Raw genomic sequence first — 26,667 nt, 5'->3', positions numbered from 1 at the left:
CGAGGCGAGCATGGCGGGTCGGTGTCACTGAACGAGAAAAGAGGCCCACGTCCGACTGTGACGTGGGCCTCTTTCCTTGCCTGATCGTCTCTCGTATGGTGGAAGATGTTTTCCGAAAGCTTCTCGCCTGCCCATGCATCCCGGCCGTTCGCCTGTGAACTCAATGAGCGCAACCCAGGTCGGCTACCACGTACTCAGCGGTAGGTGCGACGATCGGACGGCATAAATCGGCGACACGGTGAAAGCAGAGGAAGTCGGCCATGGCAACGGCGCCCAGCGTCTCCTACTCGATGACCATCCGGTTGGAGGTGCCCGCGAGCGGAACCGCCGTCTCGCAGCTCACCACCGCGGTGGAATCCACCGGAGGCTCGGTGACCGGCCTCGACGTCACCGCGTCCGGACACGAGAAACTCCGCATCGACGTCACGATCGCGGCCAGCTCCACCGCGCACGCCGACCAGATCGTCCAGCAGCTGCGCGGCATCGAGGGCGTCACGCTGGGCAAGGTCTCGGACCGTACGTTCCTGATGCACCTCGGCGGCAAGATCGAGATGCAGTCCAAGCACCCCATCCGCAACCGTGACGACCTCTCCATGGTCTACACGCCGGGTGTGGCCCGGGTCTGCATGGCGATCGCCGAGAACCCCGAGGACGCCCGCCGCCTCACCATCAAGCGCAACTCCGTTGCGGTCGTGACCGACGGCTCCGCCGTGCTGGGCCTCGGCAACATCGGCCCGAAGGCCGCGCTGCCCGTGATGGAGGGCAAGGCGGCCCTCTTCAAGCGGTTCGCCGGCATCGACGCCTGGCCGATCTGCCTGGACACCCAGGACACCGACGCCATCGTCGAGATCGTGAAGGCGATCGCCCCCGGCTTCGCCGGCATCAACCTCGAGGACATCTCCGCGCCCCGCTGCTTCGAGATCGAGGCCCGGCTGCGCGAGGCCCTCGACATCCCCGTCTTCCACGACGACCAGCACGGCACGGCGATCGTGGTGCTGGCCGCGCTGACCAACGCACTGCGCGTCACGGGCCGGGGAATTGAGGACATTCGCGTCGTCATGTCCGGCGCGGGCGCCGCGGGCACGGCCATCCTGAAGCTGCTCCTCGCCGCGGGCGTCAAACACGCCGTCGTCGCCGACATCCACGGTGTCGTGCACGCAGACCGCAAGGACCTGGTCGACGCCGCCCCCGACTCGCCGCTGCGCTGGATCGCCGACAACACCAACCCCGAGGGCATCACCGGAACCCTCAAGGAGGCCGTGCGCGGCGCGGACGTCTTCATCGGCGTCTCCGCTCCCAACGTCCTCGACGGCGACGACGTGGCGGGCATGGCCGACGACGCCATCGTGTTCGCGCTCGCGAATCCCGACCCCGAGGTCGACCCGGCAATCGCCCGTCAGACCGCGGCAGTTGTGGCCACCGGCCGTTCCGACTTCCCGAACCAGATCAACAACGTGCTGGTCTTCCCGGGTGTCTTCCGCGGCCTGCTGGACGCGCAGTCCCGTACGGTGAACACCGAGATGATGCTCGCGGCCGCGAAGGCGCTCGCGGACGTCGTCAGCGAGGACGAGCTCAACCCGAACTACATCATCCCGAGCGTGTTCAACGACAGGGTCGCGGGCGCGGTCGCGGGAGCGGTGCGGGAGGCCGCGAAGGCGGTCGGGGCGGCGCCGAACGACTCGTCCGCCCTCTGATCCGGTACGCCGGGCTGTGAGGCTCGCCACGGCCGCGCTGATCACCGGCGCGTCGTGGAACCTCGCACCGTCGGCCGCCCTCTAGGGTGGGCGGCCAGGGCCGTCCGGCGGATCATGTCGCAGCGAACGAACGGTGATTGATCAACGCGGGTGAGCGGGGCGTGTCGGGTCCCGCTTCTGCGGCCGGGTCCGTCGGACAGGCCCCTGGTCAGTAGTGCTCGTCGTGTGACTCCCAAGGGTGTTCTCACGACTCCTGCGGGTGCCGGATTGGCATTCCCGCCGCAGGTGGGGGCAGGATGCGTCCCTGGGCGCGAGCGTCTGACGACGGACCCGGGTCCGGGTACCGTCCGAGGACCCTGGCAGCATCGGCTTTGTGCCCGATATGCGGCTCCGCCGCGTGGCACGCCTCAATGGCAAGAAGAACACGGGAGTAACAACATGAACCGCACCGAGCTGGTGGCCGCGCTGGCCGACCGCGCCGAGGTGACCCGCAAGGACGCCGACGCCGTGCTGGCCGCGTTCGCCGACGTCGTCGGCGAGATCGTCTCCAAGGGGGACGAGAAGGTCACCATCCCCGGCTTCCTGACCTTCGAGCGCACCCACCGTGCCGCTCGCACCGCGCGCAACCCGCAGACCGGTGACCCGATCCAGATCCCGGCCGGTTACAGCGTGAAGGTCTCCGCGGGCTCGAAGCTCAAGGAAGCGGCCAAGGGCAAGTAAGCCCCGGCGCGTCGGCGCCGGGTCGGCTCGGCGCCGCGGGCGGCCGCCCGGCCGTCGTGGTTTGTCGCGCCGTTCCCCGCGCCCTCCCGGGCGCTGCACACAACGCCGATGGGGCGGTCACCCGAGTCCGGGTGACCGCCCCATCGGCGTTCGTGCGGAGCCTGCCGCGAGGTCAGCCGAGCGCCTTGCCGGGCAGCTCGACCTTCGCCCCGAGTTCCACGAGCTTGTCCATGAAGTTCTCGTAGCCCCGGTTGATCAGGTCGATGCCGTGCACCCGGGACGTGCCCTGGGCCGCCAGCGCGGCGATGAGGTACGAGAAACCGCCGCGCAGGTCGGGGATGACCAGGTCGGCGCCCTGGAGGCGGGTGGGGCCGCTCACGACCGCCGAGTGCAGGAAGTTGCGCTGCCCGAAGCGGCAGTTCGAGCCGCCGAGGCACTCGCGGTAGAGCTGGATGTGGGCGCCCATCTGGTTGAGCGCGGAGGTGAAGCCGAGGCGGGACTCGTAGACCGTCTCGTGGATGATGGACAGACCCGTGGCCTGCGTCAGGGCGACGACCAGCGGCTGCTGCCAGTCCGTCTGGAAGCCCGGGTGGACGTCCGTCTCCAGGGCTATGGACTTCAACTGCCCGCCGGGGTGCCAGAAACGGATGCCCTCGTCGTCGATCTCGAAGGCCCCGCCCACCTTCCGGTAGGTGTTGAGGAACGTCATCATGGACCGCTGCAGCGCGCCACGGACGTAGATGTTGCCCTCGGTGGCGAGCGCCGCGGACGCCCAGGAGGCGGCCTCCAGCCGGTCCGGGAGGGCGCGGTGGGCGTAGCCGCCGAGCTGGTCCACACCGGTGATGCGGATCGTGCGGTCGGTGTCCATCGCGATGATGGCGCCCATCTTCTGCAGCACGCAGATGAGGTCCTCGATCTCCGGCTCCACGGCCGCGTTCGAGAGTTCCGTGACGCCCTCGGCCAGCACGGCCGTCAGCAGCACCTGCTCGGTCGCGCCGACGGACGGGTACGGCAGCCGGATCTTGGTGCCGCGCAGCCGCTGCGGGGCCTCCAGGTACTGCCCGTCCGCGCGCTTCTCGATCCGCGCGCCGAACTGCCGCAGCACGTCGAAGTGGAAGTCGATGGGCCGGCCGCCGATGTCACAGCCGCCGAGACCCGGGATGAACGCGTGGCCGAGGCGGTGCAGGAGCGGGCCGCAGAAGAGGATCGGGATGCGGCTGGAGCCGGCGTGGGCGTCGATGTCGGCGACGTTCGCGCTTTCCACCCGCGTCGGGTCGAGCACCAGTTCTCCAGGCTCCTCGCCCGGACGCACCGACACGCCGTGCAGCTGCAGCAGACCGCGGACCACGCGGACGTCACGGATGTCCGGGACGTTGCGCAGCCGGCTCGGTGCGCTGCCGAGCAGGGCGGCGACCATGGCCTTCGGCACGAGGTTCTTCGCACCGCGGACACGGATCTCGCCCTCCAGCGGGGTTCCGCCGTGGACAAGCAGGACATCGTCGTTGACGGTCATGTATCTCGCGTTCCGATGAGTTGGGCAAGGGCCGGAGAGACAGAGTAATCGCCGCCGACCCCCCTCCCGTAAGCCCAAGGACCGCTCATCTCTGTCATAGCTCTGTCACAACACGAACCGTTCCGTACCGGGCACATGGGGTCACTGGAGCCCTCCGCCCGGCGGTCGTGCGCCGGGGGACGCTTCCGTCCACCCTGAGCTGCATTCACTCCCCTCGCCGGATTGGCTCCCCACGTGACGGCAAGATGCGGGATCATGTCTGGCATGACCGAGGTGTCCTCGCTCACAGGGCGGCTGCTCGTGGCCACCCCCGCCCTGGCGGACCCGAACTTCGACCGTGCGGTGGTGCTCCTCCTCGACCACGACGAGGAGGGCTCGCTGGGTGTCGTCCTCAACCGGCCCACCCCGGTGGACGTCGGCGACATCCTGGAGGGCTGGGCGGATCTGGCAGGTGAGCCAGGCGTCGTCTTCCAGGGCGGACCGGTCTCGCTGGACTCCGCCCTCGGCGTGGCGGTCATCCCCGGCGGCGCGTCCGGCGACGTCGCCCCGCTCGGCTGGCGCCGGGTGCACGGCGCGATCGGCCTGGTCGACCTGGAGGCCCCGCCGGAGCTGCTGGCCTCCGCCCTCGGCTCACTGAGGATCTTCGCCGGGTACGCCGGCTGGGGCCCCGGCCAGCTGGAGGACGAACTGGTCGAGGGCGCCTGGTACGTCGTGGAGTCCGAGCCCGGCGACGTCTACTCGCCCTTCCCCGAACGACTCTGGCGCGAGGTGCTGCGCCGGCAGCGCAACGAGCTGGCGATGGTGGCCACGTACCCGGACGACCCCTCGCTCAACTGACGGACGCCCTTCGCTCAACCCTTGCCTGCCGGCTTCAGTACCCTTGGCGCTATGAGCACTCTCGAGCCCGAGCGCGGGACTGGTACGGGGACACTCGTAGAGCCCACGCCGCAGACTTCCCACGGCGACGGTGACCACGAGCGCTTCGCCCACTACGTCCAGAAGGACAAGATCATGGCGAGCGCTCTCGACGGTACGCCCGTCGTGGCGCTGTGCGGCAAGGTCTGGGTGCCGGGCCGCGATCCCAAGAAGTACCCCGTGTGTCCCATGTGCAAGGAGATCTACGAGTCCATGGGTGCCGGCGGAGACGACAAGGGCAAGGGCGGCGACAAGTAACCGCCTGACCGTTCCCTGAGTGATGTCCGGGAGGCCCCCGGGGCGCGTGCCCCAGGGGCCTCTTCGTCATGTCCCGAAGTGGTGGAGACCTCTTGTGGGCATGTTCATGTAGCTCCGAGTCTCTGGCTTGTCGTTGTGCAGAGCGAAACAGTTATTGCACATATCGCAACGCATGTCCCACGCCATGGTGCGACACCCCCTACGGAGGCACTCCACCAAGCTGTCCGTCCGACTGGCCGCCGTCGCGGCCGTCCTCGTCACCGCCGCCTGCGCCCGCAAACCTCCGGCAACTCCTCCTCCGGCAAGGACGAACAGAGCCGACGCTGCGCGTCTGGCTGTTTCAGGAGGTCAACGACGAGCCCAAGGAGCAGGTCGTCCGGTCCGTGGTGGACGGCTTCGAGCAGGCCCACGAGGGCACCGAGGTCACCGTCGAGGACATCCCGGAGACCCGCGCCCAGCGGATCAAGGCCGCGTTCAACGACCCGGCGAGCGCCCCGACGTCATCGAGTACGGCACGCGCAGTGGCGGATCTGGCGCTCGGTGCCGGCGCCGATGCTCCGCCCGATCCTGGCGATCGTCACCGTCCAGTCGGTGATCTGGGACTTCAAGGTCTTCACGCAGATCTACGTCATGACGAACGGCGGCGGCATCCCCGGACGGAACCTGCTCCTGAACGTCTACGCGTGTCAGCAGGCGTTCGCGTCCTCGCAGTACGGCCTCGGCTCGGCGATCGGCGTCGTGATGCTGCTGGTCCTGCTCGCGGTGACGCTCGTGTATCTGCGGTTGCTGCGCAGACAGGGGGAGGAGCGGTGAATCTTTTCGGCGGCATGCCGCGGCGGCCGGGGCGGGCGGCCGCCGAAGCAGCGGCGTTGCTGATCGCGGCGGTGGTCGCCTTCCCCTTGTACTGGATGGTGCTGAGCGCCTTCGGAGCGGCCGGGGAGATCGAGTCGACGACCCCCCGGCCGTGGACCTCGCAACCGTCCCTGGATTCCTTCCGGAGGGTGTTCGGGCAGCAGGAATTCGGCCGGTACTTCGTCAACGGCCTGGTCGTCGCGGGCACCGTCGTGATCGTCTCGGCACTGATCGCGTTTCTCGCCGCGACCGCCGTGACACGATTCCGGTTCCGCTTCCGGACCGCCCTCCTGATCATGTTCCTGGTGGCCCGGACGGTGCCGGTGGAGGCGCTGGCGATCCCCCTGTTCTTCCTCATGCGCGACCTCGGCCAACTGAACACGCTGGGGTCACTGATCCTGCCGCACATCGCCTTCTCCCTGCCCTTCGCGATCTGGATGCTGCGGGGGTTCGTGAAAGCCGTGCCGGAGGCGCTGGAGGAGGCCGCCTACATCGACGGGGCGAGCCGGGCGCGATTCCTGCGGCGGATCCTTTTCCCCTGGTCTTCCCGGGGCTGGTGGCCACGAGCGTGTTTTCCCTCATCTCGGCCTGGAACGACTTCCTGTTCGTCAAGTCCTTCCCTGTGAGCGACACTTCGCAGTCCACCCTGCCGATGGCTCTGCTCGTCTTCTGCAAGCCGGAGCGGCCCGACTGGGGTGGCGTGATGGCGGTGTCCACGGTGATGACGATTCCGGTGCTGGTGTTCTTCGTACTGGTGCAGCGCCGACTGGTGTCGGGGCTGGGTGGAGCGGTAAAGGACTGATGTGGTGGACGTGATTCCCGAGCCCCTTCGAGTCGGGACCGGCGAGGCCGGATCCTTCGAACTGGGCCCGCTGACGCGGTTGGCGGCGCACGACGGAACGGAGCGGACGGAACGCTGGCTGCGGGCCACGCTGGGCGCCGCCACCGGCCTGCCGCTCCCGCCCGCGCAGGGACCCGGGGAGGACGTCATCGGGCTCTCGGTCGATCCGGCCGTCACCGGGGAACTCGGGCCCGAGGGCTACCGACTCACCGTCGCGCGGACCGGCGTGCACCTGATGGGCGGCGGCCCCGCCGGGCTCTTCTGGGGCGCCCAGACGCTACGTCAGCTGCTCGGCCCCGACGCCTTCCGGCGCGCCCCGTTGCCCGGCCGGACGTGGCGGCTGCCGCTCACGCGGGTGGAGGACGCGCCGCGCTTCCGCTGGCGCGGTCTCATGCTCGACGTCGCCCGGCACTTCATGCCCAAGGAAGGCGTGCTGCGCTACCTGGACCTCATGGCCGCGCACAAACTCAACGTCTTCCACTTCCACCTGACGGACGACCAGGGCTGGCGTCTGGAGATCGAGCGGTTTCCGAGGCTGACCGAGATCGGATCCTGGCGGGCACGTACCAAATTCGGTCACCGGGCCTCACCGCTGTGGGAGGAGAAGCCGCACGGTGGCTACTACACCCACGACGACATCCGGGAGATCGTCGCCTACGCCGCCGAGCGGCATATCACCGTCGTCCCGGAAATCGACGTACCGGGACACTCGCAGGCCGCGGTCGCCGCGTATCCGGAACTGGGCAACACCGACGTCGTCAACGCGTCCATGGCCGGGGACACCGCCCTCTCCGTCTGGGACAACTGGGGGATCTCTCCGAACGTACTCGCCCCCACCGACAACACCCTGCGCTTCTACGAAGGCGTGTTCGAGGAAGTCCTCGACCTGTTTCCCTCGGAGTTCATTCACGTCGGCGGCGACGAATGCCCGAAGGAGCAGTGGCGGCAGTCGCCCACCGCGCAGGCGCGGATCAGGGAACTGGGGCTGGCCGACGAGGACGAGTTGCAGGCGTGGTTCATCGGCCACTTCGACACGTGGCTCGCCGCGCGCGGGCGCCGGCTGATCGGCTGGGACGAAATCCTGGAAGGTGGCCTGGCCGCGGGAGCCGCGGTGTCGTCGTGGCGTGGATACGCGGGCGGAATCGCCGCCGCCCGGGCCGGTCACGACGTCGTGATGTGCCCCGAACAGCAGGTGTACCTGGACCACCGCCAGGCCGACGGCGCGGACGAACCCGTACCGATCGGCTACGTGCGCACCCTGGAGGACGTCTACCGCTTCGAGCCGGTCCCTCCGCAGCTCGACGGGGAGCAGGCCCGTCGTGTGCTGGGCACGCAGGCCAACCTGTGGACCGAGGTGATGGAGGACCAGGCACGCGTGGACTACCAGGCCTTCCCGAGGCTCGCCGCCCTCGCCGAGGTCGCCTGGAGCGCCCTGCCGGCCCCGGACGCACGGGACTTCGCCGGCTTCGAACGCCGGATGACGACGCACTACCGGCGACTTGACGCGCTGGGCGTCGCCTACCGGCCGCCCACCGGACCGCGGCCCTGGCAGCGGCGCCCCGGCGTCCTCGGCCGCCCGATCGACGGTCCGCCGCCGGACAGGTAGGCGGTGCCGCGGGGCGAGGCTCCGGGCCGGGTGACGGGTGAGCGTCCGGGCCGGGCGGCCGGGTGGTGGGTGAGGTTCTTCACCGGTCGCGGCCGCGAAAGGCGGCGGGTCTCGAACAGACAGGAAAAAAAGCGGACAAGGGTCACCGAAGAGTGGCAATTCCAGCTGACCAGCGATGCGCGGTGATGTTTGTACAAATCAGGCGATCTCCCCGATGAGGTGGGCGAACGTCTCCTAGCGGACCCCTGTCTTCGGGTCCTGCGAAGATGTGCCAGAGTTGCCACGTCCGCCCTGTCGGCACGTACCGTACGGCCACACGGGCGGGACCAGGTGGGGCAGCGGGAAGGGGCAGCCGGTTTGACCACGCACGCACCGCAGGCGGCGCAGGCCGTCACCCTGCCTGCCACGCTGGACGAGGCCGTGGCGGCGCTCGCCGCCATGCCCGCCGCCGTGCCCGTGGCGGGCGGTACCGATCTGATGACCGCCGTCAACTCCGGTCAGCTCAGGCCCGCCGCGCTGGTCGGCCTCGGCCGGATCAGCGAGATCCGCGGCTGGCAGTACCAGGACGGCCACGCCCTGCTCGGCGCCGGCCTCACGCACGCGCGTATGGGCCGCCCCGACTTCGCCGCCCTCATCCCGGCGCTCGCCGCCGCCGCGCGCGCCGCGGGCCCGCCGCACATCCGCAACGCCGGCACCCTGGGCGGCAACATCGCCACCGCGGCCCCCACGGGCGACGCGCTGCCCGTACTGGCCGCCCTGGAGGCGACGTTGATCATCGCGGGCCCGGGCGCGGCCCGCCGGGAGATCCCCGTGTCCCACCTGCTGGCAGGCGTGGACATGCTGCGTGCCGGTGAACTCATCGGGTACGTGCGCGTGCCGCTGCTGCACGCCCCGCAGGTCTTCCTCAAGGCGACCGGCCGCACCGGGCCCGGGCGCGCCGTGGCCTCCGTGGCGCTGGTCCTGGACCCGGCCCGGCGCGGGGTGCGGTGCGCCGTGGGCGCCATAGCGCCGATGCCGCTGCGGCCCCTGGAGGCCGAGCAGTGGGTCGCACAGCTCATCGACTGGGACAACAGCCGCACGATCGTCCCGGAGGCGCTCGCCGCCTTCGGCGAGTACGTCGCCGCGGCCTGCATCCCCGACGCGCCCCCGGCCGAGGACGGCTCCGTCGCGCAGCTTCCGCCCGCCGTACTGCACCTGCGGCGCACCGTCGCCGCGCTGGCCCGACGAGCACTGGGGAGGGCGCTGTCGTGACCGACGACCAGCACGGAGAGGGCACGTCCCAGGGCGGCGGCCGCTGGGACCCGCTGCCCCAGGGCGACTACGACGACGGCGCGACCGCCTTCGTGAAGCTCCCGGAGGGCGGCATCGACGCGCTCCTGGCCTCCGCCGACAGCCCCCTGGCCGCGCCCGGCCACGGCTATGTGCCGCCGCCGATAACGGTCACGCCCGCCACCGGCACCGACCCCGCGGCGACCGGCGGCTGGGGCGTGCCACCGGGGGGCGCGCAGTGGCCCGACCAGAACGCCGCGCACCAGGGCGGTGCTCAGGACCGGTTCGCGTACGAGCCCGGGCACACCGGGCAGTGGAGCTTCGACGAGGCCGACCGGCAGCATGCGGACCAGGCGCATCCCGGTCAGCCGCACGCGGGCCAACCGTACGGGGACCAGTCCCACGCGGACCAGCCGCACGGGGAGCAGTCTCACGCCGGTCAGCCGTACGGGGACCAGTCCCACGCGGACCAGCCGCACCCGGGCCAGTCGCAGCCCGCCCCGGCCCCCGGTCACGACGTGACCGGGCAGTGGTCGATCCCCGTCGCGAACGGTGATCTTCCGGACGAGTCCGGCGAGTTCACGACGTCGGCACTGGTGGAGCAGTGGGGCGGCACGCCGCCCGCCACGCTCCCCGGAGGCGCGTCCGCCCCCTGGGCCACCGGGGCGCCCGGGCAGCCCTGGGGCCACCCCGACGCGCAGGAGCACGGCACGGGGCACGACACCGGGCACGGCACGGGACACGACGCGGCGCACGACACCGGGCACGACCCGGGGCAGCTGCTCTACGCCGGCGCGCCCACCGGCGAGGAGCCGCCCCACCACGCTCACGAGGCGCCGAGGGCTCACGAGGTCGCGGAGGCGGCTGAGAGGCCCGCTGCGGCACCGGAGGGCGTACCGGGCCGGCCGGGGGGCCTGGAGGGCGCTGAGGGGCCGTCCGAGGGCCTTGGCGAGGGCCTTGCCGAGAGTGCCGGGAGTTCCGCCGGTGGATCCGTCCCGGCCGAGGGCGCCGAAGCCGGGCCGGAGTCCGGAGAGGAGCCGGTGCCCGACGGTCGCGCGGGCGAGCCGGACGCTCCGGCCGAGCCGTCCGCCACGGCCTCGCACGAGGAACACCCCCTCGCCTCCTACGTGCTGCGCGTCAACGGCGCCGACCGCCCCGTCACCGACGCGTGGATCGGCGAGTCGCTGCTGTACGTGCTGCGGGAGCGGCTGGGCCTCGCGGGCGCCAAGGACGGCTGCTCGCAGGGCGAGTGCGGGGCCTGCAACGTCCAGGTCGACGGACGGCTCGTCGCCTCCTGCCTGGTGCCCGCGGTCACCGCGGCCGGCAGCGAGGTGCGCACCGTGGAGGGCCTGGCCGTCGACGGGCAGCCGTCGGACGTGCAGCGGGCGCTCGCCAAGTGCGGTGCGGTGCAGTGCGGTTTCTGCGTGCCGGGCATGGCGATGACCGTGCACGACCTGCTGGAGGGCAACCCGGCGCCGACCGAGCTGGAGACCCGCCAGGCGCTGTGCGGCAACCTCTGCCGCTGCTCGGGCTACCGGGCCGTGCTGGAGGCCGTCCAGGACGTCGTGGCCGAACGCGAGGCGCACTCCGCGGCCGACGCGCCCGAACCGGAGGCCGGCGAGCCGCGTATTCCTCACCAGGCGGGCCCCGGGGCCGGCGGCGTCAACCCGTCGGCGTTCGAGACCCCCGGGACACCGCCCGGACCGCATGACCAGCCGTACGGACAGGGCCAGGACGGAGGCCAGGCGTGAGCAACGAAGCCGCCACCGCGACCACCACCGCGGAGGCCGTGCCCGCCGCGGAGCCGCTCCCGCACGGCCTCGGCGCCTCCCTGCCCGCCGCCGACTCCCGCGCGAAGACCGAGGGCACCTTCCCGTACGCCGCCGACCTGTGGGCCGAGGGCCTGCTCTGGGCGGCCGTACTGCGCTCACCCCACCCGCACGCGCGCATCCTGTCCATCGACACCTCCCACGCGCGCGAGATGCCCGGCGTCCGGGCCGTCGTCACCCACGAGGACGTGCCCGGCTCCCCGTTGCACGGCCGCGGCAAGGCCGACCGCCCGGTGTTCGCCTCCGAGGTCGTACGCCACCACGGCGAGCCCATCGCCGCCGTCGCCGCCGACCACCCGGACACCGCGCGGATGGCGGCGGCGGCCGTCATCGTCGAGTACGAGGTGCTCGACCCGGTGACCGACCCGGAGCAGGCCTTCGAGGCCGAGCCGCTGCACCCCGACGGCAACCTGATCCGGCACATCCCGCTGCGGCACGGCGACCCGGACGCGTCCGGCGAGGTCGTCGTCGAGGGCCTGTACCGCATCGGCCGCCAGGACCCGGCCCCCATCGGCGCCGAGGCCGGCCTCGCGGTGCCGCGGCCCGACGGCGGCGTGGAGCTGTACCTGGCGTCCACCGACCCGCACACCGACCGCGACACCGCCGCCGCCTGCTACGGCCTGGAGCCCGAACGCGTCAAGGTCGTCGTCACCGGCGTGCCCGGCGCCACCGCCGACCGCGAGGACCAGGGCTTCCAGCTCCCGCTGGGCCTGCTGGCGTTGAGGACCGGCTGCCCGGTGAAGCTCACGGCGACGCGCGAGGAGTCCTTCCTGGGCCACACGCACCGTCACCCCACGCTGCTGCGCTACCGCCACCACGCCGACGCCGAGGGCAGGCTGGTGAAGGTCGAGGCGCAGATCCTGCTGGACGCGGGCGCGTACGCGGACACCTCGGCGGAGGCGCTGGCCGCGGCGGTGGCGTTCGCCTGCGGCCCGTACGTCGTCCCGAACGCCTTCATCGAGGGCTGGGCCGTCCGCACCAACAACCCGCCCTCCGGCCACGTGCGCGGCGAGGGCGCCATGCAGGTCTGCGCCGCCTACGAGGCGCAGATGGACAAGCTGGCCAAGAAGCTCGGCGTCGAACCGGCGGAACTGCGCCTGCGCAACGTCATGGCCACGGGCGACGTGCTCCCCACCGGCCAGACGGTGACGTGCCCGGCGCCGGTCGCGGAACTGCTCCAGGCGGTACGGGACTTCCCGCTGCCCGAGCTCCCCAAGGACACCCCCGAGGACGAGTGGCTGCTGCCCGGCGGCCCCGAGGGCGCGGGCGAACCGGGCGCGGTGCGCCGGGGCGTCGGCTACGGCATCGGCATGGTGCACATGCTCGGCGCGGAGGGCGCCGACGAGGTCTCCACCGCCACCGTGAAGGTCCAGGACGGCGTGGCGACCGTGCTGTGCGCGGCCGTCGAGACCGGGCAGGGCTTCACGACGCTGGCGCGCCAGATCGTCCAGGAGACGCTCGGCATCGACGAGGTGCACGTGGCCCCCGTCGACACCGACCAGCCGCCCGCCGGCGCGGGCTGCCGAGGCCGTCACACCTGGGTGTCGGGCGGTGCGGTGGAACGCGCGGCGAAGATGGTCCGCACGCAGCTGCTGCAACCCCTGGCGCACAAGTTCGGCATGTCCACCGAGCTGCTCCAGATCACCGACGGCAAGATCACGTCGTACGACGGCGTGCTGTCGACCACCGTCACCGAGGCGCTGGACGGCAAGGAACTGTGGGCGACGGCCCAGTGCCGCCCGCACCCCACCGAGCCGCTCGACGCGACCGGGCAGGGCGACGCCTTCGTCGGGCTCGCCTTCTGCGCGATCCGCGCGGTGGTGGACGTCGACATCGAGATCGGCTCGGTACGGGTGGTGGAGCTGGCGGTCGCGCAGGACGTCGGGCGGGTGCTGAACCCGGCGCAGCTCGCGGCGCGCGTCGAGGCGGGCGTCACCCAGGGCGTCGGCATCGCCCTCACGGAGAACCTGCGCACGCCGCGGGGCGTGATACGGCATCCCGACCTCACCGGCTACGTCCTGCCGACGGCGCTGGACGCGCCCGACATCCGGATCGTGAAGCTGGTCGAGGAGCGGGACGTGGTGGCGCCCTTCGGGGCGAAGGCGGTCAGCGCGGTGCCGGTCGTGGCGTCACCGGCGGCGATCGCGTCGGCGGTGCGGGCGGCGACGGGCCGCCCGGTGAACCGCCTCCCGATCCGCCCGCAGGCCGCGGTGGTGACCGGGCAGTGACCCGGTGAACGCCGGTTCCTGAGGGCGGTGTTCGGCGGTGACGTCCGTCGGGGGAGCGTAAGGCGTGCCGTTCGCCGGGTGACGTCGGCGAGGGCCCGGGAGGTGTGCCGTTCGGCGGGTGACTTCCGGCGGAGGCCCGGGAGGTGTGCCGTTCGGCGGGATGTGCGGCGCAGGAGTGGGAGACCGCGCCGTCCGGCGCTTGGCGCGTGACGCTCGGTCGGTGACGTGCGGCCGGGGACGCCTGCCGTTCGACGGACGTCGTTCTCTCGGTGTTTCCGCAGGTCCGAGCGATTGTCAGTGGTGGCGCGTAGTGTTCTGGGCAGTGGGGACGGCCGCTCGGGCACGGCGGGCGGGCGTACCTCCTGGACGAGCACGCGCGGGGGAAGCCATGAGCACGATCGACGCCGCTGCCGCGGTGATCACGTTGACCGAGGACCAACTCGACCCGTACGTCACCCATGCGCCCACGCGCAGCTGGCTGACGGGTCCCGGACTGCCGGGCGACAGCCACCTGTTGACGTTCGAGGTACTGCGCAGTCACGGCCTGCGGACGGTGGCCGACGTGACGGCCGACCCCGACCGCCTGATGACCCGGCTGCGCGAACAGCTGGTCATAGGCGGACTCCTGGCGCCCGACGGCCTGGAGCCGGAGTCGGTGCTGCTCGACGGCGCGACCGGCGAGGTCTCGACGACCTGTTTCTTCCCGGACCGCCCCGACCTGATGGACAGCCGCCCGCTGGCGCCGTCCCTGCGGACGCTGGTCCGGTTCGCCGCGGCGACGGAGGAACTGGCGGATCTGCGCGGTCAGTTCGCCTCGTACGCCGGCCGCGTCGGGCCGAAGGCGGTGGCGGAGGCGACCCGGCAGCTGCTCGCGGTGTTCGAGGAGGGGACGGGACCGGACGGTGAGGTGTCGCCGTACTGGCGGATGGCGGCACTGATCCGCCCGCTCGCCCTGATGGCGGGCCCCGGCACCGTGTCCGGCCTGACCCTGGACCTGCCGCCACGTCTGCTGGACCAGGAGTTCGGCCCCGGCCGGATCGCCCGCTTCGAGGACGTCGACTTCCCCGCGACCCTCACCCACGAGCCGACCCGCCGCTTCCTGCGCGAGACGGGCCTGCCCGAGGACGGCTTCCTCTTCCACCTCGACACGGACGTCCCGCTCCCGACCCTCACCGAGTACTGCACCGAGGAACGCCCCGGCGACTTCCCGGCCGACAGGCTCCCCGCCCGCGCCGACCACTTGATACGCCTCGGCTACCTCATCGAGGACAACAGCCTCGTCGTCGACGGAGCCACCGGCGAGGTGCTGAACTGGAGCGAGCCCGAGGCGAGGCTGTACCCCCTCAACACGGACATCTCCACCCTCGCGTTCACCCTCTGGCTGCTGCACCGCGAGAAGGCGATCGACGCCGCCTCGGACCACGAACTGACCACGGAGGCCTACGACCAGCTGGCAGCGACGATGATCGACGTCCTGCGCAGGGTCGACCCGACGGGCACGGTCGACCGCACGGGCTGGCACTACTGGACGGAACTGTTCCAGGACGAGGCGGGCGGGGTGCTCTGAGGCACCTCAGGACGCGTCGCGGAAACCGTGGCGGGATGCGAAGCCGCGTACCTCTGGTCCCAGGGACGCGCCTGTGCGGCATCCATCAGCGGACTCCGCCCGCGGGGCGGGTCTCGAGGAGAGGCGGCGTGCCGCAACGGGCCTGCCACCCGACGTTCACGAACGGGCGGGTGTACGACCAAGGGCTGAGGCGGGCCCCATCTCCCGACAGGGGCCATATCCGGTTGTGCCCCTTACGCTGGCGTACATGGCTGCCCCGAACCCCCGCGACACCGACGTCGCAGACGCCTCGACCGTCCCGCCGAGACCCGACGGCGAGGGCGTACTGAGCCGGTCGTACCGGGCGCTGAGCGTGGGCATCGTCTCGGTCGTGCTGCTGATCGCCTTCGAGGCGACGGCCGTGGGCACGGCGATGCCGGTGGCGGCGCGGGAACTGGACGGGGTGCCGCTGTACGCGTTCGCGTTCTCGGGGTACTTCACGACGAGTCTGTTCGCCATGGTGCTCGCGGGGCAGTGGTCCGACCGGCGCGGCCCGCTGGGCCCGCTGACCACCGGGATCGGCGCCTTCGCCGCGGGCCTGCTGCTGTCCGGGACGGCGGGGGCGATGTGGCTGTTCATCCTCGGGCGGGCGGTGCAGGGGCTCGGCGGCGGAATGGTGATCGTGGCGCTGTACGTCGTGGTCGGGCGGGCCTATCCGGAGCGGCTGCGGCCGGCGATCATGGCGGCGTTCGCGGCGAGCTGGGTGGTGCCCTCGGTGGTGGGGCCGCTCGCGGCGGGAGCGGTGACCGAACAGCTCGGCTGGCGCTGGGTGTTCCTCGGGATACCGGTGCTGGTGCTGCTCCCGCTGGCGCTCGCGCTGCCGCAGCTCCGCACCCGGGCGACGGGCCCGGTGGCGGACGGGAAGGACGGGAAGGACTGCAAGGGCGGGGGCTCCTTCGACCGCCGTCGTATCCGTCTCGCGCTCGGCATCTCGTTCGGCGCCGGGCTGCTCCAGTACGCGGCCCAGGACCTGCGCTGGCTCTCCGTGCTGCCCGGCGTGGCGGGCGCCGCGCTGCTGGTCCCGGCGGTCCTGGGTCTCCTCCCGCGCGGCACCTGGCGGGCGGCCCGCGGCCTGCCCTCCGTCGTGCTGCTGCGCGGCGTCTCGGCGGGGTCGTTCATCGCCGCGGAGTCCTTCGTGCCGCTGATGCTGGTCACGCAGCGCGGGCTCTCCCCGACGCTCGCCGGTTTCTCGCTGGCGGCGGGCGGGGCCACCTGGGCGCTGGGCTCCTGGGCGCAGTCGCGGCCACGCCTGGAGCCGTACCGGCAACGCCTGATGACGCTGGGCATGCTGCTGGTCGCCGCGGCCATCGCCACCGCCCCGAGTGTCCTGCTCGACGCCGTCCCGGTCTGGATCGTTGCCGTCGCCTGGGCCTTCGGCTGCCTCGGCATGGGCCTGGTCATCTCCTCCACCAGCGTCCTGCTCCTCCATCTCTCCGCTCCCGACCAGGCCGGCAGCAACTCCGCCGCCCTGCAGATCTCCGACGGCCTGTCCAACGTCCTGCTCCTGGCCGCGGGCGGTGCCGCCTTCGCGGCCCTGGGCGGCGGCGCGGTGACCCACCCGACGACCGAGACCACGGCCTCCCATCCGGCGGCGTTCACGGCGGTGTTCCTGCCGATGGCGGGGGTGGCGCTGGTGGGCGCGTGGGTGACGACGCGCCTGCGGGAGCGGTGACCCGTGAAGCGAGCGCCTCCGGGCGACCTCTCCCCCTGGTCTCGCCGCATGCACGAGCTCACCCTTCCCCTCCCCGCCGATCTCCGGGAGGCAGTGGACGACCTCGCGGATCCCCCTGGTCTCGCCGCATGCACGTCCGGCGGCAGCCCGTCGGCCGCCGACCGCGCACGTGCGGCCCGCGACAGCGACGCGCCGCTCGCCCTTCCCCTCCCCGCCGATCTCCGGGAAGCAGTGGACGACCTCGCGGACGCGTGCGGGCGCGGGCCCGAGGACATCGCGCTGGAAGCCGTACGCGCCCATGTGCGCGGCGAGGGCGCGACCGTGCGCGCCGCCGCCGAGCGGCTCGCCTCGCCGCATGCCGAACTGCTGCCGAGGCTGGGGGAATGACGCGGCACCTGACCGTCGCCGACGTGACCGCCCTCGCGCGGATCGCCTTCGGCGGACGCGCGCCCGAGGCCCTGGATCCGGGGCTGCTCGCCTCGGCGGTGCACCGGCCACGCGCCCGGATGTTCGGCACGGCCGCCTACGACGACCTGTACGAGCAGGTCGCCGCTCTGCTCGACGCCCTCGCGACCAACCATCCGCTCGTCGACGGGAACAAGCGCACCGGGAACAAGAGCACCGGGAACAAGCGCACCACCTGGCTCGCGGCGGCGACGTTCCTGGCCGTCAACGGGGTGGACTTGGCGGCGTGCGACCAGGACGCGGCGTACGACCTCGTCGTCGATGTGGCCTCCGGCGTGGAGGGCGACGTGAGGCGGATCGCGGGACGGCTGAGGGAGCTGTGACGTCGATCCCACCCGTGGGCGACCCGGGGTGGTTGGGCCGTTGCGGGGAGGGGGCCGCCGGTAGGGTGGCCCGGTTGTCGTACCCAGACCGGACGCTCTACCCCCACGGAGACCGTGACTACCGCCCGCCCGTCGCCCGCCACCACCCTCAACGGAGGGCCCTCCGGGCCCGTTGCCATGTCTGCTTCCTCCTCGTCCTCCCATCACCTCTCACCCGCGTTCCCCGGCCGCGCGCCCTGGGGCACCGCCAGCAAGCTGCGTGCCTGGCAGCAGGGTGCGATGGAGAAGTACGTCCAGGAGCAGCCGCGTGACTTCCTGGCGGTCGCCACGCCCGGCGCCGGCAAGACGACCTTCGCGCTGACGCTGGCGTCCTGGCTGCTGCACCACCACGTCGTGCAGCAGGTGACCGTGGTCGCGCCCACCGAGCATCTGAAGAAGCAGTGGGCGGAGGCCGCGGCGCGCATAGGGATCAGGCTCGACCCCGAGTACAGCGCCGGGCCGCTCGGCAAGGACTACCACGGGGTCGCGGTGACGTACGCGGGTGTCGGCGTGCGGCCCATGCTGCACCGCAACCGCGTCGAGCAGCGCAAGACCCTCGTCATCCTCGACGAGATCCACCACGCCGGTGACTCCAAGTCCTGGGGCGAGGCCTGTCTGGAGGCCTTCGAGCCGGCGACCCGGCGGCTGGCGCTGACGGGTACGCCCTTCCGGTCGGACACCAACCCCATCCCCTTCGTGACGTACGAGGAGGGAGCCGACGGCATCCGGCGCTCCGCCGCCGACTACACCTACGGCTACGGCTCCGCGCTCGCGGACGGCGTCGTGCGGCCCGTCATCTTCCTCTCCTACAGCGGCAACATGCGCTGGCGCACCAAGGCCGGTGACGAGATCGAGGCGCGGCTCGGCGAGCCGATGACCAAGGACGCGATCAGCCAGGCCTGGCGCACCGCGCTCGATCCGCGCGGCGACTGGATGCCGGCCGTGCTGCGCGCCGCCGACCAGCGGCTCACCGAGGTCAGGAAGGCGATCCCGGACGCCGGCGCCCTGGTCATCGCCTCCGACCAGGATTCGGCGCGGGCGTACGCCAAGCTCATCCGGGACATCACGGGCCACAAGGCGACCCTGGTGCTCTCCGACGACGCCGGGGCGTCCGACCGCATCGACGAGTTCAGCGGCAACACCGACCGGTGGATGGTCGCGGTGCGGATGGTGTCCGAGGGCGTCGACGTCCCGCGGCTCGCGGTCGGGGTGTACGCCACCACCATCTCGACGCCCCTGTTCTTCGCGCAGGCCGTCGGCCGCTTCGTACGGTCGCGCCGGCGCGGCGAGACCGCGTCCGTCTTCCTGCCGACCGTGCCCGACCTGCTCTCCTTCGCCAACGAGATGGAGCGCGAGCGCGACCACGTGCTCGACAAGCCGAAGAAGGACGGCGAGGAGGACCCGTACGCCGAGGAGGACAAGCTCCTCAAGGAGGCGGAGCAGCAGAAGGACGAGGACACCGGCGAGCAGGACATGCTGCCCTTCGAGGCCCTGGAGTCCGACGCCGTCTTCGACCGGGTCATGTACAACGGCGCCGAGTTCGGGATGCAGGCGCATCCGGGGAGCGAGGAGGAGCAGGACTACCTCGGCATCCCGGGTCTGCTGGAGCCGGACCAGGTGCAGTTGCTGCTCCAGAAGCGGCAGGCGCGGCAGATCGCGCACAGCCGCAAGAAGCCGGACGCCGAGGCCGATCTGCTCGAACTGCCCGCCGAGCGGCGGCCGGTGGTCAGCCACAAGGAACTGATGGAGCTGCGGCGGCAGCTCAACAACATGGTCGGCGCGTACGTCCACCAGAGCGGCAAGCCGCACGGTGTCATCCACACCGAACTGCGCCGGGTGTGCGGTGGGCCGCCGAGCGCCGAGGCGACGGCGGGTCAGCTGCGCCAGCGGATCGCCAAGGTGCAGGAGTGGGCCACGCGGATGCGATGACGCCGGGCGCTGTGCCCGGCCGGGGTCTGCTGCGCGTCGGTGGCGCTGCGCGCGTCGTACGTATCAGGGCAAACCGGAGTACCCCATACCGGTCCCTGACCGGATTCTGGACGGAGACTTCCGCTCAGCGAACCGGCTCGCTACTGTCCCGCTACGCACACGCCCCGTGGCAGCGCCGCCGCGGAGCGCAGCCGTGAAGCGACTGGGCCCGGACGACCGGCCGGGCCGTCAGCCGATCGGCAGCCTCTGAAGCGCGTCGCTGACGGGACTCGGTGACGCATCCGCCGCGAGGGGCTGCCGACCTCACCACTTAAGGAGTGGGCGTCGTGACCGCGGAGACCTCTCAGACGCTCGACCGGGGACTGCGCGTCCTCAAGCTGCTCGCCGACACGGACCACGGGCTGACCGTCACCGAACTGTCCACCAAGCTGGGCGTGAACCGGACCGTCGTCTACCGCCTGCTCGCCACGCTGGAGCAGCACGCGCTGGTACGCCGTGACCTGGGCGGGCGCGCCCGGGTGGGGCTGGGTGTGCTGGGACTCGGGCGGCAGGTGCATCCGCTGGTGCGGGAGGCCGCGCTGCCGGCGTTGCGGGCGCTGGCCGAGGACATCGGGGCGACGGCGCACCTGACGCTGGTGGACGGGGCGGAGGCGCTGGCCGTCGCCGTGGTGGAGCCGACGTGGACCGACTACCACGTGGCCTACCGGGCCGGCTTCCGGCACCCGCTGGACCGGGGCGCCGCCGGCAAGGCGATCCTGTCGGCGCGCCAGCGTCCCGAGTGCGACCCCGGCTACACCCTCACCCAGGGCGAACTGGAGGCGGGAGCATGCGGCGCCGCCGCCCCGCTGGTCGGTGTGACCGGTGTGGAGGGCAGCGTCGGCGTGGTGATGCTGGCGGACGCGGTGCCGGAACGGGTCGGGCCGAGGGTGGTGGACGCGGCCCGCGAGGTGGCCGAGGCGCTGCGCTGACCGGACGTGCTCCGCACCGGCGAGGGGTCGAACGCGTTCGCGCGTTAGATTGGCCTCGTGCTCTCGCGTCTCTCACGTACCCAGGCCCTCGCCGTCTGCGCCGTGCCCGTCGTCGGTCTGGTCGCCGCCGCCGTGTTCGTGCCGTTGCCGTTCTCGGTGGCGCAGCCGGGCATGACGGCGAACGTGCTCGGCGAGGACCGGGGCACGCCGGTGATCACGATCTCCGGCGCGCCGACCCGTGAGACCAGCGGGCAGCTGCGGATGACGACGATCGAGGCGACGAGTCCGGACACGCGCGTCTGGCTCGGCGATGTGATCGACGCCTGGTGGAGGACGGACCAGGCGGTGATGCCCCGCGACGCGGTCTACCCGACGGGCGACAACGTCAGGGAGATCGAGCGGCACAACGAGGCCCAGATGCGCCAGTCCCAGAACGCGGCGACCGACGCCGCCCTCGCCCACCTGGGCCTCGACGACAAGAACATCAAGGTCGACCTCGAACTCGCCGACGTCGGCGGCCCCAGCGCCGGCCTGCTGTTCTCCCTCGGCATCGTCGACAAGCTCGAGGGCGACGGCAGCGGCGGCGACCTCACCGGCGGCCGCACCGTCGCCGGCACGGGCACCATCGACGCCGACGGCACGGTCGGCGCGGTGGGCGGCGTCGCCCTGAAGACCCGGGCGGCCCACCGTGACGGCGCGACGGTCTTCCTGGTGCCCAGCGCCGAGTGCGCCGACGCCACGTCGGAACGTCCCGAGGGCCTGCGCCTGATCCCGGTCAAGACCCTCAAGGACGCCATCCAGTCCCTGACCGCCCTGGAGAAGGGCACGGGCACGGTGCCCAGCTGTTAGCCCGCGAGGACCCGCTTCGGCGGGACGGCGAGTCTGAGCCCCATTTCCACGAGGGCCCAGCCGAGCCGCGCGCGCAGTTCTACCGGGCGCCCGGCCCTGCCGGCGAGACGATGGGCGTCCGCCTCGGCGCGGAGGTCGGCGGCGCGCGCGTCGTGGAGGGCGAGAAGGACGGCGGGGTTCGTCATCGGGGCCTCTCTCAGTCCGTACTGATGGGGAAGGCGTGCGTGTGGACGCGGACCCGTTCCGCTCCGGGGGCGTCCTCGTCCCGGTAGCGCTCCAGCAACTCGTGCACCTCGCCGATGAGTTCACGGGCCCGTTCGGGGGTCAGCCGTAGCGTCCAGTCGCTCATGTCGGTGGACTGGGCCCATGCGGGCAGCCAGTCCTCGCGGGTGCCCACCCAGGTGGCCAGCTCACGGGCATGGGTGGACGCGACCTCGTGCAGGAAGGCGTCGGCAGCGCCACGGGTGGCCGCGTCCGTCGCGCCGAGCAGGCTCTCGTCGAAGCTGATCCCCTGGTCGGCCGCCTGCCACCACCGTTCCCGTCCCTTGCCGCGCTCCGGCGCGTCCTGGACGAAGCCGTGCGCGGCGAGCTGCCGCAGGTGGTAGCTGGTGGCCCCGCTGGACTCACCGAGGCGTTCGGCGAGCATGCTCGCGGTGGCGGGCCCGCCCTGCCGGAGGGCGCGCAGCAACTGCATGCGCAAGGGGTGGGCGAGGCCCCGCAGGGAGCGGGCGTCGAGACTGCGGAGCTGCGGATCCCGGGGCTCTGTCATGCGTACAAAGATATGGTTGCAAAGAAATCTTTGCAAGACCCCCGGCTCAGCCCTCCCGCACGAACCCCTCCTTCACCAGCCAGTCCAGTGCCACCTGGTGCGGGTCCTCGCCGTCGACGTCGACCTTCGCGTTGAGGGTCTGGGCCACCGAGTTGTCGAGCCTCTTCGTGATCGGGTCGAGGATCTGCGGGATCGCGGGCCATTCCTCGAGGGTGTGGGTGTTGATCATGGGGGCGGCGTTGTAGTTGGGGAAGAACTTCTTGTCGTCCTCCATCACCGCCAGGTTCATCGACTTGATGCGGCCGTCGGTGGTGAAGACCTCCCCGAAGGTGCAACCGCCCTTCGCCGTCTGGGTGTAGATGATGCCGGTGTCCATCTGGGTGACTTGGGACGGCGGGATGTCCATGCCGTAGGCCCGCTCCATGCCCGGCAGCCCGTCCTCCCGGTTGGCGAACTCGCCCTCCACGCACAGCGTCACCGCCCCGGGATCGGACTTCGCCAGTTCCGCCACGTCCGAGAGGGTCTCGGTGCGGTACTTCCGGTGGTTGGCCTGGTTCATGGCGAGGGCGTAGGTGTTGTTCAGGGCCGACGGGGCCAGCCAGGTCACGCCGTTCCTCACGTCGGCGTCGCGCACCGCCTGCCACTGCTGCCGCGGGTCGGGGATGGGTTCGCTGTTGCCCAGGTACGTGATCCAGGCCGTGCCCGTGTACTCGTACCCGCCGTCCGCCTCGCCGCTCTTGACCGCCTCCCGCGACCCCACCGACCCCTGGATGCCGGTCCGGTCGAGGACGTTCGCGCCCGCCGCCTCGAAGGCGATCCCCATGATGGCGCCCAGGATCAGCTGCTCGGTGAACTCCTTGGACGTGACCGTCAGATCGGCGCCCTTCAGCGGCTCGCCCTGCCCGATCGACCCGGGCCGCACGTCGTCGACCATCGGCGAGCCGCTGGTCAGCCCGCAGCCGGAGGCCAGCACGAGCGCCGCGGCCGGGCCGAGGATCCGCCTCATCTCCCCACCTCCAGCCCTCGCGGCCGCAGCAGCACTTCCGCGAGCGAGGCCAGCCAGTCCACCAGCAGGGCGAGCGAGACGGTCAGGACGGATCCCAGGACCAGCACGGGCATCCGCTGACTGGTGATGCCGGTGGTGATCAGCGTCCCCAGGCCGCCTCCGCCGCCGAAGGTCGCCAGCGTCGCCGTCCCCACGTTCAGCACCAGCGCCGTACGGACGCCCGCCAGGATGAGCGGGACCGCCAGCGGCAGCTCCACCCGGGTCAGGACCCCCGTCGGCGACATGCCGATGCCCCGGCCCGCCTCCAGCAGCGTCGGATCGTTCGCCCGCAGGCCGGCGATCGTGTTCGACAGCACCGGCAGGATGGCGTAGACGATGATGCCGATCAGGGCCGACCTGCGGCCGATGCCCAGCCAGATCACCAGCAGCGCGAGCAGACCGATGGCCGGTGCCGCCTGGCCCATGTTGGCGAACGCCATCGCCACCGGGGTGACCTTGCGGAACGTCCGGCGGGTCAGCAGGATGCCCAGCGGGATCGCGATGATCAGCACGAAGAACGTGGAGATCGCCGTCAGCTGGATGTGCTCCCACAGCGCCTCGGACACCCGGCCGCCCGACAGCGCGTTCTGGGAGATGCTGTCCAGGTCGGCCTGCTGGAACCACAGCCAGGTCGCGAGCAGGACGGCCACCACGAAGGCCGGCACGAACGACAGCTTCTGCCAGCCGACGCGGGGACCTGCCGGCCCCGGCGGGGGAGGCGGCTCCTGGTCGCCGGGCACCTCGCCCTCGTCCCGGTAGACGTGCCCCCTGACGTCGTGCTCGCCCGGGGGACGGTTCTGTTCCGAAGAGGTGGTCACGCCTTCGGCTCCCCTCCGTGCCCCTCCTGTTCCGCGTGCGTCTGCGCGGAACGCGTCTCCTCCAGTTCGTGCTGGTGCTCCATGGCCTCCAGCCGGTCCGCCTCCAGCAGTTCGTGCACGGAGTTCATCAGCGTCTCCATGTCGACGACGCCGGTGTACTCGCCCCGCCGCCCGGTCACCGCCACCCGGCCGGTGTTGTCCGTCAGGACGGCCTCCAGCGCGTCCCGCAGGGTCGCGTCCCTCGTCACCGTGTCGTGCACCAGGGTCCCGGCCCGCGCCAGCGAGCCCTTCGCCCGCATCAGGTCGCCCCGCCTGAGCCACTTGTAGGGGCGGCCCCGCTTGTCCAGCAGCAGGATCTCGTTCGTACCGCTGGAGCGCAGCCGGTTGAAGATGCTCTGGAGCGGGTCGTCCACGGTCACCGTCGGGTAGTCGGTGATCTCCACGTCCCGTACACGGCTGAGGTTCAGCCGCTTCAGCGCCGCCCCGGCGCCCACGAACCCGGACACGAAGTCGTCCGCCGGGTTGGTGAGGATCGCCTCCGGTGTGTCGAACTGCGCGATGTGCGAACGCTCCCGCAGCACCGCGATCCGGTCGCCCAGCTTGATCGCCTCGTCGAAGTCGTGCGTGACGAACACGATCGTCTTGTGCAGCTCGCGCTGGAGCCGGATCAGCTCGTCCTGCAGGTGGTCCCGCGTGATCGGGTCCACCGCGCCGAACGGCTCGTCCATCAGCAGCACCGGCGGATCGGCGGCCAGCGCCCGCGCCACGCCGACCCGTTGCTGCTGCCCGCCCGACAGCTGGCGCGGATAGCGCCCGTGGAACTCGCCCGGGTCGAGCCCGACGAGATCGAGCATCTCCTCGACCCGCTCCCGGACGCGCGACTTCGACCAGCCGATCATCTTCGGCACCAGCGCGATGTTCTGGGCGACCGTCATGTGCGGGAACAGGCCGGACGCCTGGATCGCGTAGCCGACCTTGCGGCGCAGCCCGACCGGGTCGATGTGGGTCACGTCCTGCCCGCCGATCCGGATGCGACCGCCGGACGGCTCGATCAACCTGTTGATCATCTTGAGCGTCGTCGACTTGCCGCACCCCGACGGGCCGACGAAGATCACCGTCTCGCCCGCCTTGATCTCCATGCTGACGTTCTCGACGGCGGGCTGGGGATTGCCGGGGTAGCGCTTGGTGAGGTTCTCCAGCTCGATGGACGCGCCGTGGGACTCAGACACGGATCCCCCTCGAAATGGTCAGGCGACCGATCAGCACGTACGCGGCGTCGAACAGCAGCGCCAGGACGAGGATCCCGAGCGTGCCCGCGAGCACCTGGTTCAGCGCGTTCGCGCTGCCCAGCGACGCGAGCCCGCGGAAGATCAGGTTGCCCAGCCCGGGACCGGAGGCGTACGCCGCGATGGCGGCGATGCCCATCAGCATCTGCGTCGAGACCCGGATGCCGGTCAGGATCGGCGGCCAGGCGAGCGGCAACTCGACCCGCACCAGCCGCTTGATCCGGGACATCCCGATGCCCGTGGCCGCGTCCACCAGTGTGGGATCGACACCGCGCAGCCCCACGATCGCGTTGCGGACGATCGGCAGCAGCCCGTACAGCGTCAGCGCGATCACGGTCGGCGGCACGCCGAGCCCCACCACCGGGATCAGCAGACCGATCATGGCCAGCGACGGAATGGTCAGGATCGTGGAGGTGGCGAGGGTCGCCAGGTTCCCGGCCCACTCGGAGCGGTAGGTGACCACGCCGATCAGCACACCCAGCGCGGTCGCCACGACCATGCACTGGAAGACGACGCTGGCGTGCTGGTAGGCGTCCACGAAGAACTGCTGGTAACGGCTGCCGAGGTACTCCCAGAAGTTCACCCGCCATCACCCCTCAGCCTCGATCACTCCCGTCGTCGCCTTCCCGGTGATCGTTGGCTCATTCCTGGAGCGCCGCCTGCTCCACCAGCGGGATGATCCGCAGCGGAACGGGGTTCTCCATCACGATCGCCGTCGCGGCCCGCACGATGCCATCAAAACCGACGACCAGGTCGATCACACGCTGAAGATCGGCGTTCGAGCGGGCGACCAGCCGGCACAGCATGTCCCCGCTGCCGGTCGTGGTGTGCAGTTCCAACACCTCCGGCACGGTCGCCAAGTGGGCGCGCACGTCCGCCCCTTGACCCTGCCGGATCTCCAGCGTGGCGAAGGCGGTGACCGGGTAGCCGAGGGCCGCCGGGTCGACCTGCGGGCCGAATCCGCGGATGACGCCATTCGACTGAAGCCGGTCCAGCCGGGCCTGCACGGTGCCCCGCGCGACCCCCAGCCGGCGGGACATCTCCAGCACGCCGATCCGCGGCTCGCGCGCGAGCAGCACGATGATCCGCCCGTCCAGTCGATCGATCGCCACATCAGCCTCCCGGGGTGGTCATCCTGTACAGAGAGTCCGCCATCGCCGCCGTATCACTGAA

The 26,667-nt window shown here is 71.6% G+C and carries 23 protein-coding genes and 2 pseudogenes; 17 read left to right on the top strand and 8 right to left on the bottom strand.

Annotation, left to right across the window (positions count from 1 at the left end; translation table 11 throughout):
• The first annotated feature begins 260 nt into the window (after positions 1-260).
• Both IPT68_RS14320 and IPT68_RS14315 read left to right on the top strand, forming a co-directional pair.
• Positions 261-1,694, top strand: a complete 1,434-nt coding sequence (locus IPT68_RS14320) for an NAD-dependent malic enzyme (RefSeq protein ID WP_189699150.1) — start codon at positions 261-263, stop codon at positions 1,692-1,694.
• A 438-nt stretch (positions 1,695-2,132) separates the two neighbouring features.
• Positions 2,133-2,414: an HU family DNA-binding protein gene (locus IPT68_RS14315; protein WP_189699149.1), complete on the top strand. Its 282-nt coding sequence runs from the start codon at positions 2,133-2,135 to the stop codon at positions 2,412-2,414.
• A gap of 172 nt (positions 2,415-2,586) precedes the next feature.
• Here IPT68_RS14315 and murA read toward each other — a convergent pair whose 3' ends face one another.
• On the bottom strand, positions 2,587-3,927 hold the full coding sequence (gene murA, locus IPT68_RS14310; RefSeq protein WP_189699148.1) for a UDP-N-acetylglucosamine 1-carboxyvinyltransferase: 1,341 nt from the start codon (positions 3,925-3,927) through the stop codon (positions 2,587-2,589).
• A 264-nt stretch (positions 3,928-4,191) separates the two neighbouring features.
• On the opposite strand from murA, the gene IPT68_RS14305 reads away from it, so the two are divergent.
• The 15 genes and pseudogenes from IPT68_RS14305 to IPT68_RS14235 all read left to right on the top strand — a co-directional run bounded on the left by IPT68_RS14305 (position 4,192) and on the right by IPT68_RS14235 (position 21,576).
• Complete coding sequence (locus IPT68_RS14305; RefSeq protein ID WP_189699147.1) at positions 4,192-4,764, top strand: YqgE/AlgH family protein; 573 nt, start codon at positions 4,192-4,194, stop codon at positions 4,762-4,764.
• Between the two features lie 51 nt (positions 4,765-4,815).
• Positions 4,816-5,100, top strand: coding sequence for a DUF3039 domain-containing protein (locus IPT68_RS14300; RefSeq protein WP_189699146.1), 285 nt, complete (start codon positions 4,816-4,818; stop codon positions 5,098-5,100).
• A 516-nt stretch (positions 5,101-5,616) separates the two neighbouring features.
• Positions 5,617-5,913 (top strand): annotated as a pseudogene (locus IPT68_RS14295) (sugar ABC transporter permease); the annotation flags it as partial.
• A gap of 14 nt (positions 5,914-5,927) precedes the next feature.
• A pseudogene (locus tag IPT68_RS14290) lies at positions 5,928-6,754 on the top strand (carbohydrate ABC transporter permease).
• A gap of 4 nt (positions 6,755-6,758) precedes the next feature.
• Entirely contained in the window at positions 6,759-8,399 is a 1,641-nt protein-coding gene (locus IPT68_RS14285) for a beta-N-acetylhexosaminidase (protein ID WP_189699145.1), read from the top strand.
• Positions 8,400-8,756: 357 nt separating this feature from the next.
• A complete protein-coding gene (locus IPT68_RS14280; RefSeq protein ID WP_189699144.1) occupies positions 8,757-9,650 on the top strand; it encodes an FAD binding domain-containing protein in 894 nt (297 codons plus the stop codon).
• On the top strand, positions 9,647-11,419 hold the full coding sequence (locus IPT68_RS14275) for a 2Fe-2S iron-sulfur cluster-binding protein (RefSeq protein WP_189699143.1): 1,773 nt from the start codon (positions 9,647-9,649) through the stop codon (positions 11,417-11,419). Before IPT68_RS14280 ends, IPT68_RS14275 begins: the two co-directional genes overlap by 4 nt.
• On the top strand, positions 11,416-13,725 hold the full coding sequence (locus IPT68_RS14270; RefSeq protein ID WP_189699142.1) for a xanthine dehydrogenase family protein molybdopterin-binding subunit: 2,310 nt from the start codon (positions 11,416-11,418) through the stop codon (positions 13,723-13,725). Before IPT68_RS14275 ends, IPT68_RS14270 begins: the two co-directional genes overlap by 4 nt.
• Positions 13,726-14,113: 388 nt before the next feature.
• Positions 14,114-15,292 (top strand): SUKH-4 family immunity protein, encoded by a 1,179-nt coding sequence (locus IPT68_RS14265; RefSeq protein ID WP_189699141.1) that lies wholly within the window; start codon positions 14,114-14,116, stop codon positions 15,290-15,292.
• A 247-nt stretch (positions 15,293-15,539) separates the two neighbouring features.
• Positions 15,540-17,003: an MFS transporter gene (locus IPT68_RS14260; protein ID WP_189699140.1), complete on the top strand. Its 1,464-nt coding sequence runs from the start codon at positions 15,540-15,542 to the stop codon at positions 17,001-17,003.
• 48 nt (positions 17,004-17,051) lie between these two features.
• Positions 17,052-17,390, top strand: a complete 339-nt coding sequence (locus IPT68_RS14255) for a hypothetical protein (RefSeq protein ID WP_189699210.1) — start codon at positions 17,052-17,054, stop codon at positions 17,388-17,390.
• Positions 17,387-17,791, top strand: a complete 405-nt coding sequence (locus tag IPT68_RS14250; protein ID WP_189699139.1) for a type II toxin-antitoxin system death-on-curing family toxin — start codon at positions 17,387-17,389, stop codon at positions 17,789-17,791. The genes IPT68_RS14255 and IPT68_RS14250 overlap by 4 nt, the downstream gene beginning before the upstream one ends.
• 177 nt (positions 17,792-17,968) lie before the next feature.
• A complete protein-coding gene (locus IPT68_RS14245; RefSeq protein WP_189699138.1) occupies positions 17,969-19,759 on the top strand; it encodes a DEAD/DEAH box helicase in 1,791 nt (596 codons plus the stop codon).
• 326 nt (positions 19,760-20,085) lie between these two features.
• Positions 20,086-20,727 carry an IclR family transcriptional regulator gene (locus IPT68_RS14240; RefSeq protein WP_189699137.1) on the top strand — a complete coding sequence of 214 codons (642 nt, stop codon included), beginning with the start codon at positions 20,086-20,088 and terminating at the stop codon, positions 20,725-20,727.
• 57 nt (positions 20,728-20,784) lie between these two features.
• Positions 20,785-21,576, top strand: a complete 792-nt coding sequence (locus tag IPT68_RS14235; protein ID WP_189699136.1) for a S16 family serine protease — start codon at positions 20,785-20,787, stop codon at positions 21,574-21,576.
• Here the strand turns inward: IPT68_RS14235 and IPT68_RS14230 are convergent.
• The 7 genes from IPT68_RS14230 to IPT68_RS14200 are packed head-to-tail and all read right to left on the bottom strand — an operon-like array spanning position 21,573 to position 26,606.
• Complete coding sequence (locus IPT68_RS14230) at positions 21,573-21,761, bottom strand: hypothetical protein (RefSeq protein WP_189699135.1); 189 nt, start codon at positions 21,759-21,761, stop codon at positions 21,573-21,575. The two genes, IPT68_RS14235 and IPT68_RS14230, sit on opposite strands and share 4 nt — an antisense overlap.
• Before the next feature lie 11 nt (positions 21,762-21,772).
• On the bottom strand, positions 21,773-22,345 hold the full coding sequence (locus tag IPT68_RS14225; RefSeq protein ID WP_189699134.1) for an ArsR/SmtB family transcription factor: 573 nt from the start codon (positions 22,343-22,345) through the stop codon (positions 21,773-21,775).
• 46 nt (positions 22,346-22,391) lie between these two features.
• Complete coding sequence (locus tag IPT68_RS14220; protein WP_189699133.1) at positions 22,392-23,351, bottom strand: glycine betaine ABC transporter substrate-binding protein; 960 nt, start codon at positions 23,349-23,351, stop codon at positions 22,392-22,394.
• On the bottom strand, positions 23,348-24,208 hold the full coding sequence (locus IPT68_RS14215) for an ABC transporter permease (RefSeq protein ID WP_189699132.1): 861 nt from the start codon (positions 24,206-24,208) through the stop codon (positions 23,348-23,350). Before IPT68_RS14215 ends, IPT68_RS14220 begins: the two co-directional genes overlap by 4 nt.
• Positions 24,205-25,437, bottom strand: coding sequence for a betaine/proline/choline family ABC transporter ATP-binding protein (locus IPT68_RS14210; RefSeq protein ID WP_189699131.1), 1,233 nt, complete (start codon positions 25,435-25,437; stop codon positions 24,205-24,207). The genes IPT68_RS14215 and IPT68_RS14210 overlap by 4 nt, the downstream gene beginning before the upstream one ends.
• Positions 25,430-26,077 carry an ABC transporter permease gene (locus IPT68_RS14205; RefSeq protein WP_189699130.1) on the bottom strand — a complete coding sequence of 216 codons (648 nt, stop codon included), beginning with the start codon at positions 26,075-26,077 and terminating at the stop codon, positions 25,430-25,432. Before IPT68_RS14205 ends, IPT68_RS14210 begins: the two co-directional genes overlap by 8 nt.
• A 58-nt stretch (positions 26,078-26,135) precedes the next feature.
• Positions 26,136-26,606 (bottom strand): Lrp/AsnC family transcriptional regulator, encoded by a 471-nt coding sequence (locus tag IPT68_RS14200; protein ID WP_189699129.1) that lies wholly within the window; start codon positions 26,604-26,606, stop codon positions 26,136-26,138.
• Positions 26,607-26,667: the final 61 nt, after the last annotated feature.

It is taken from the genome of Streptomyces chromofuscus, from assembly GCF_015160875.1.
Lineage (GTDB): Bacteria > Actinomycetota > Actinomycetes > Streptomycetales > Streptomycetaceae > Streptomyces > Streptomyces chromofuscus.
This window is presented reverse-complemented; position numbering and strand designations above follow the sequence as displayed.

What these genes read in the sequence shown, in the direction of transcription:
- IPT68_RS14320 (WP_189699150.1), top strand. Translation starts at nt 261, where the DNA reads ATGGCAACGGCGCCCAGCGTCTCCTACTCGATGACCATCCGGTTGGAG.
- IPT68_RS14315 (WP_189699149.1), top strand. Translation starts at nt 2,133, where the DNA reads ATGAACCGCACCGAGCTGGTGGCCGCGCTGGCCGACCGCGCCGAGGTG.
- murA (WP_189699148.1), bottom strand. Translation starts at nt 3,927, where the DNA reads ATGACCGTCAACGACGATGTCCTGCTTGTCCACGGCGGAACCCCGCTG.
- IPT68_RS14305 (WP_189699147.1), top strand. Translation starts at nt 4,192, where the DNA reads ATGACCGAGGTGTCCTCGCTCACAGGGCGGCTGCTCGTGGCCACCCCC.
- IPT68_RS14300 (WP_189699146.1), top strand. Translation starts at nt 4,816, where the DNA reads ATGAGCACTCTCGAGCCCGAGCGCGGGACTGGTACGGGGACACTCGTA.
- IPT68_RS14265 (WP_189699141.1), top strand. Translation starts at nt 14,114, where the DNA reads ATGAGCACGATCGACGCCGCTGCCGCGGTGATCACGTTGACCGAGGAC.
- IPT68_RS14260 (WP_189699140.1), top strand. Translation starts at nt 15,540, where the DNA reads ATGGCTGCCCCGAACCCCCGCGACACCGACGTCGCAGACGCCTCGACC.
- IPT68_RS14255 (WP_189699210.1), top strand. Translation starts at nt 17,052, where the DNA reads ATGCACGAGCTCACCCTTCCCCTCCCCGCCGATCTCCGGGAGGCAGTG.
- IPT68_RS14250 (WP_189699139.1), top strand. Translation starts at nt 17,387, where the DNA reads ATGACGCGGCACCTGACCGTCGCCGACGTGACCGCCCTCGCGCGGATC.
- IPT68_RS14245 (WP_189699138.1), top strand. Translation starts at nt 17,969, where the DNA reads ATGTCTGCTTCCTCCTCGTCCTCCCATCACCTCTCACCCGCGTTCCCC.
- IPT68_RS14230 (WP_189699135.1), bottom strand. Translation starts at nt 21,761, where the DNA reads ATGACGAACCCCGCCGTCCTTCTCGCCCTCCACGACGCGCGCGCCGCC.
- IPT68_RS14225 (WP_189699134.1), bottom strand. Translation starts at nt 22,345, where the DNA reads ATGACAGAGCCCCGGGATCCGCAGCTCCGCAGTCTCGACGCCCGCTCC.
- IPT68_RS14220 (WP_189699133.1), bottom strand. Translation starts at nt 23,351, where the DNA reads ATGAGGCGGATCCTCGGCCCGGCCGCGGCGCTCGTGCTGGCCTCCGGC.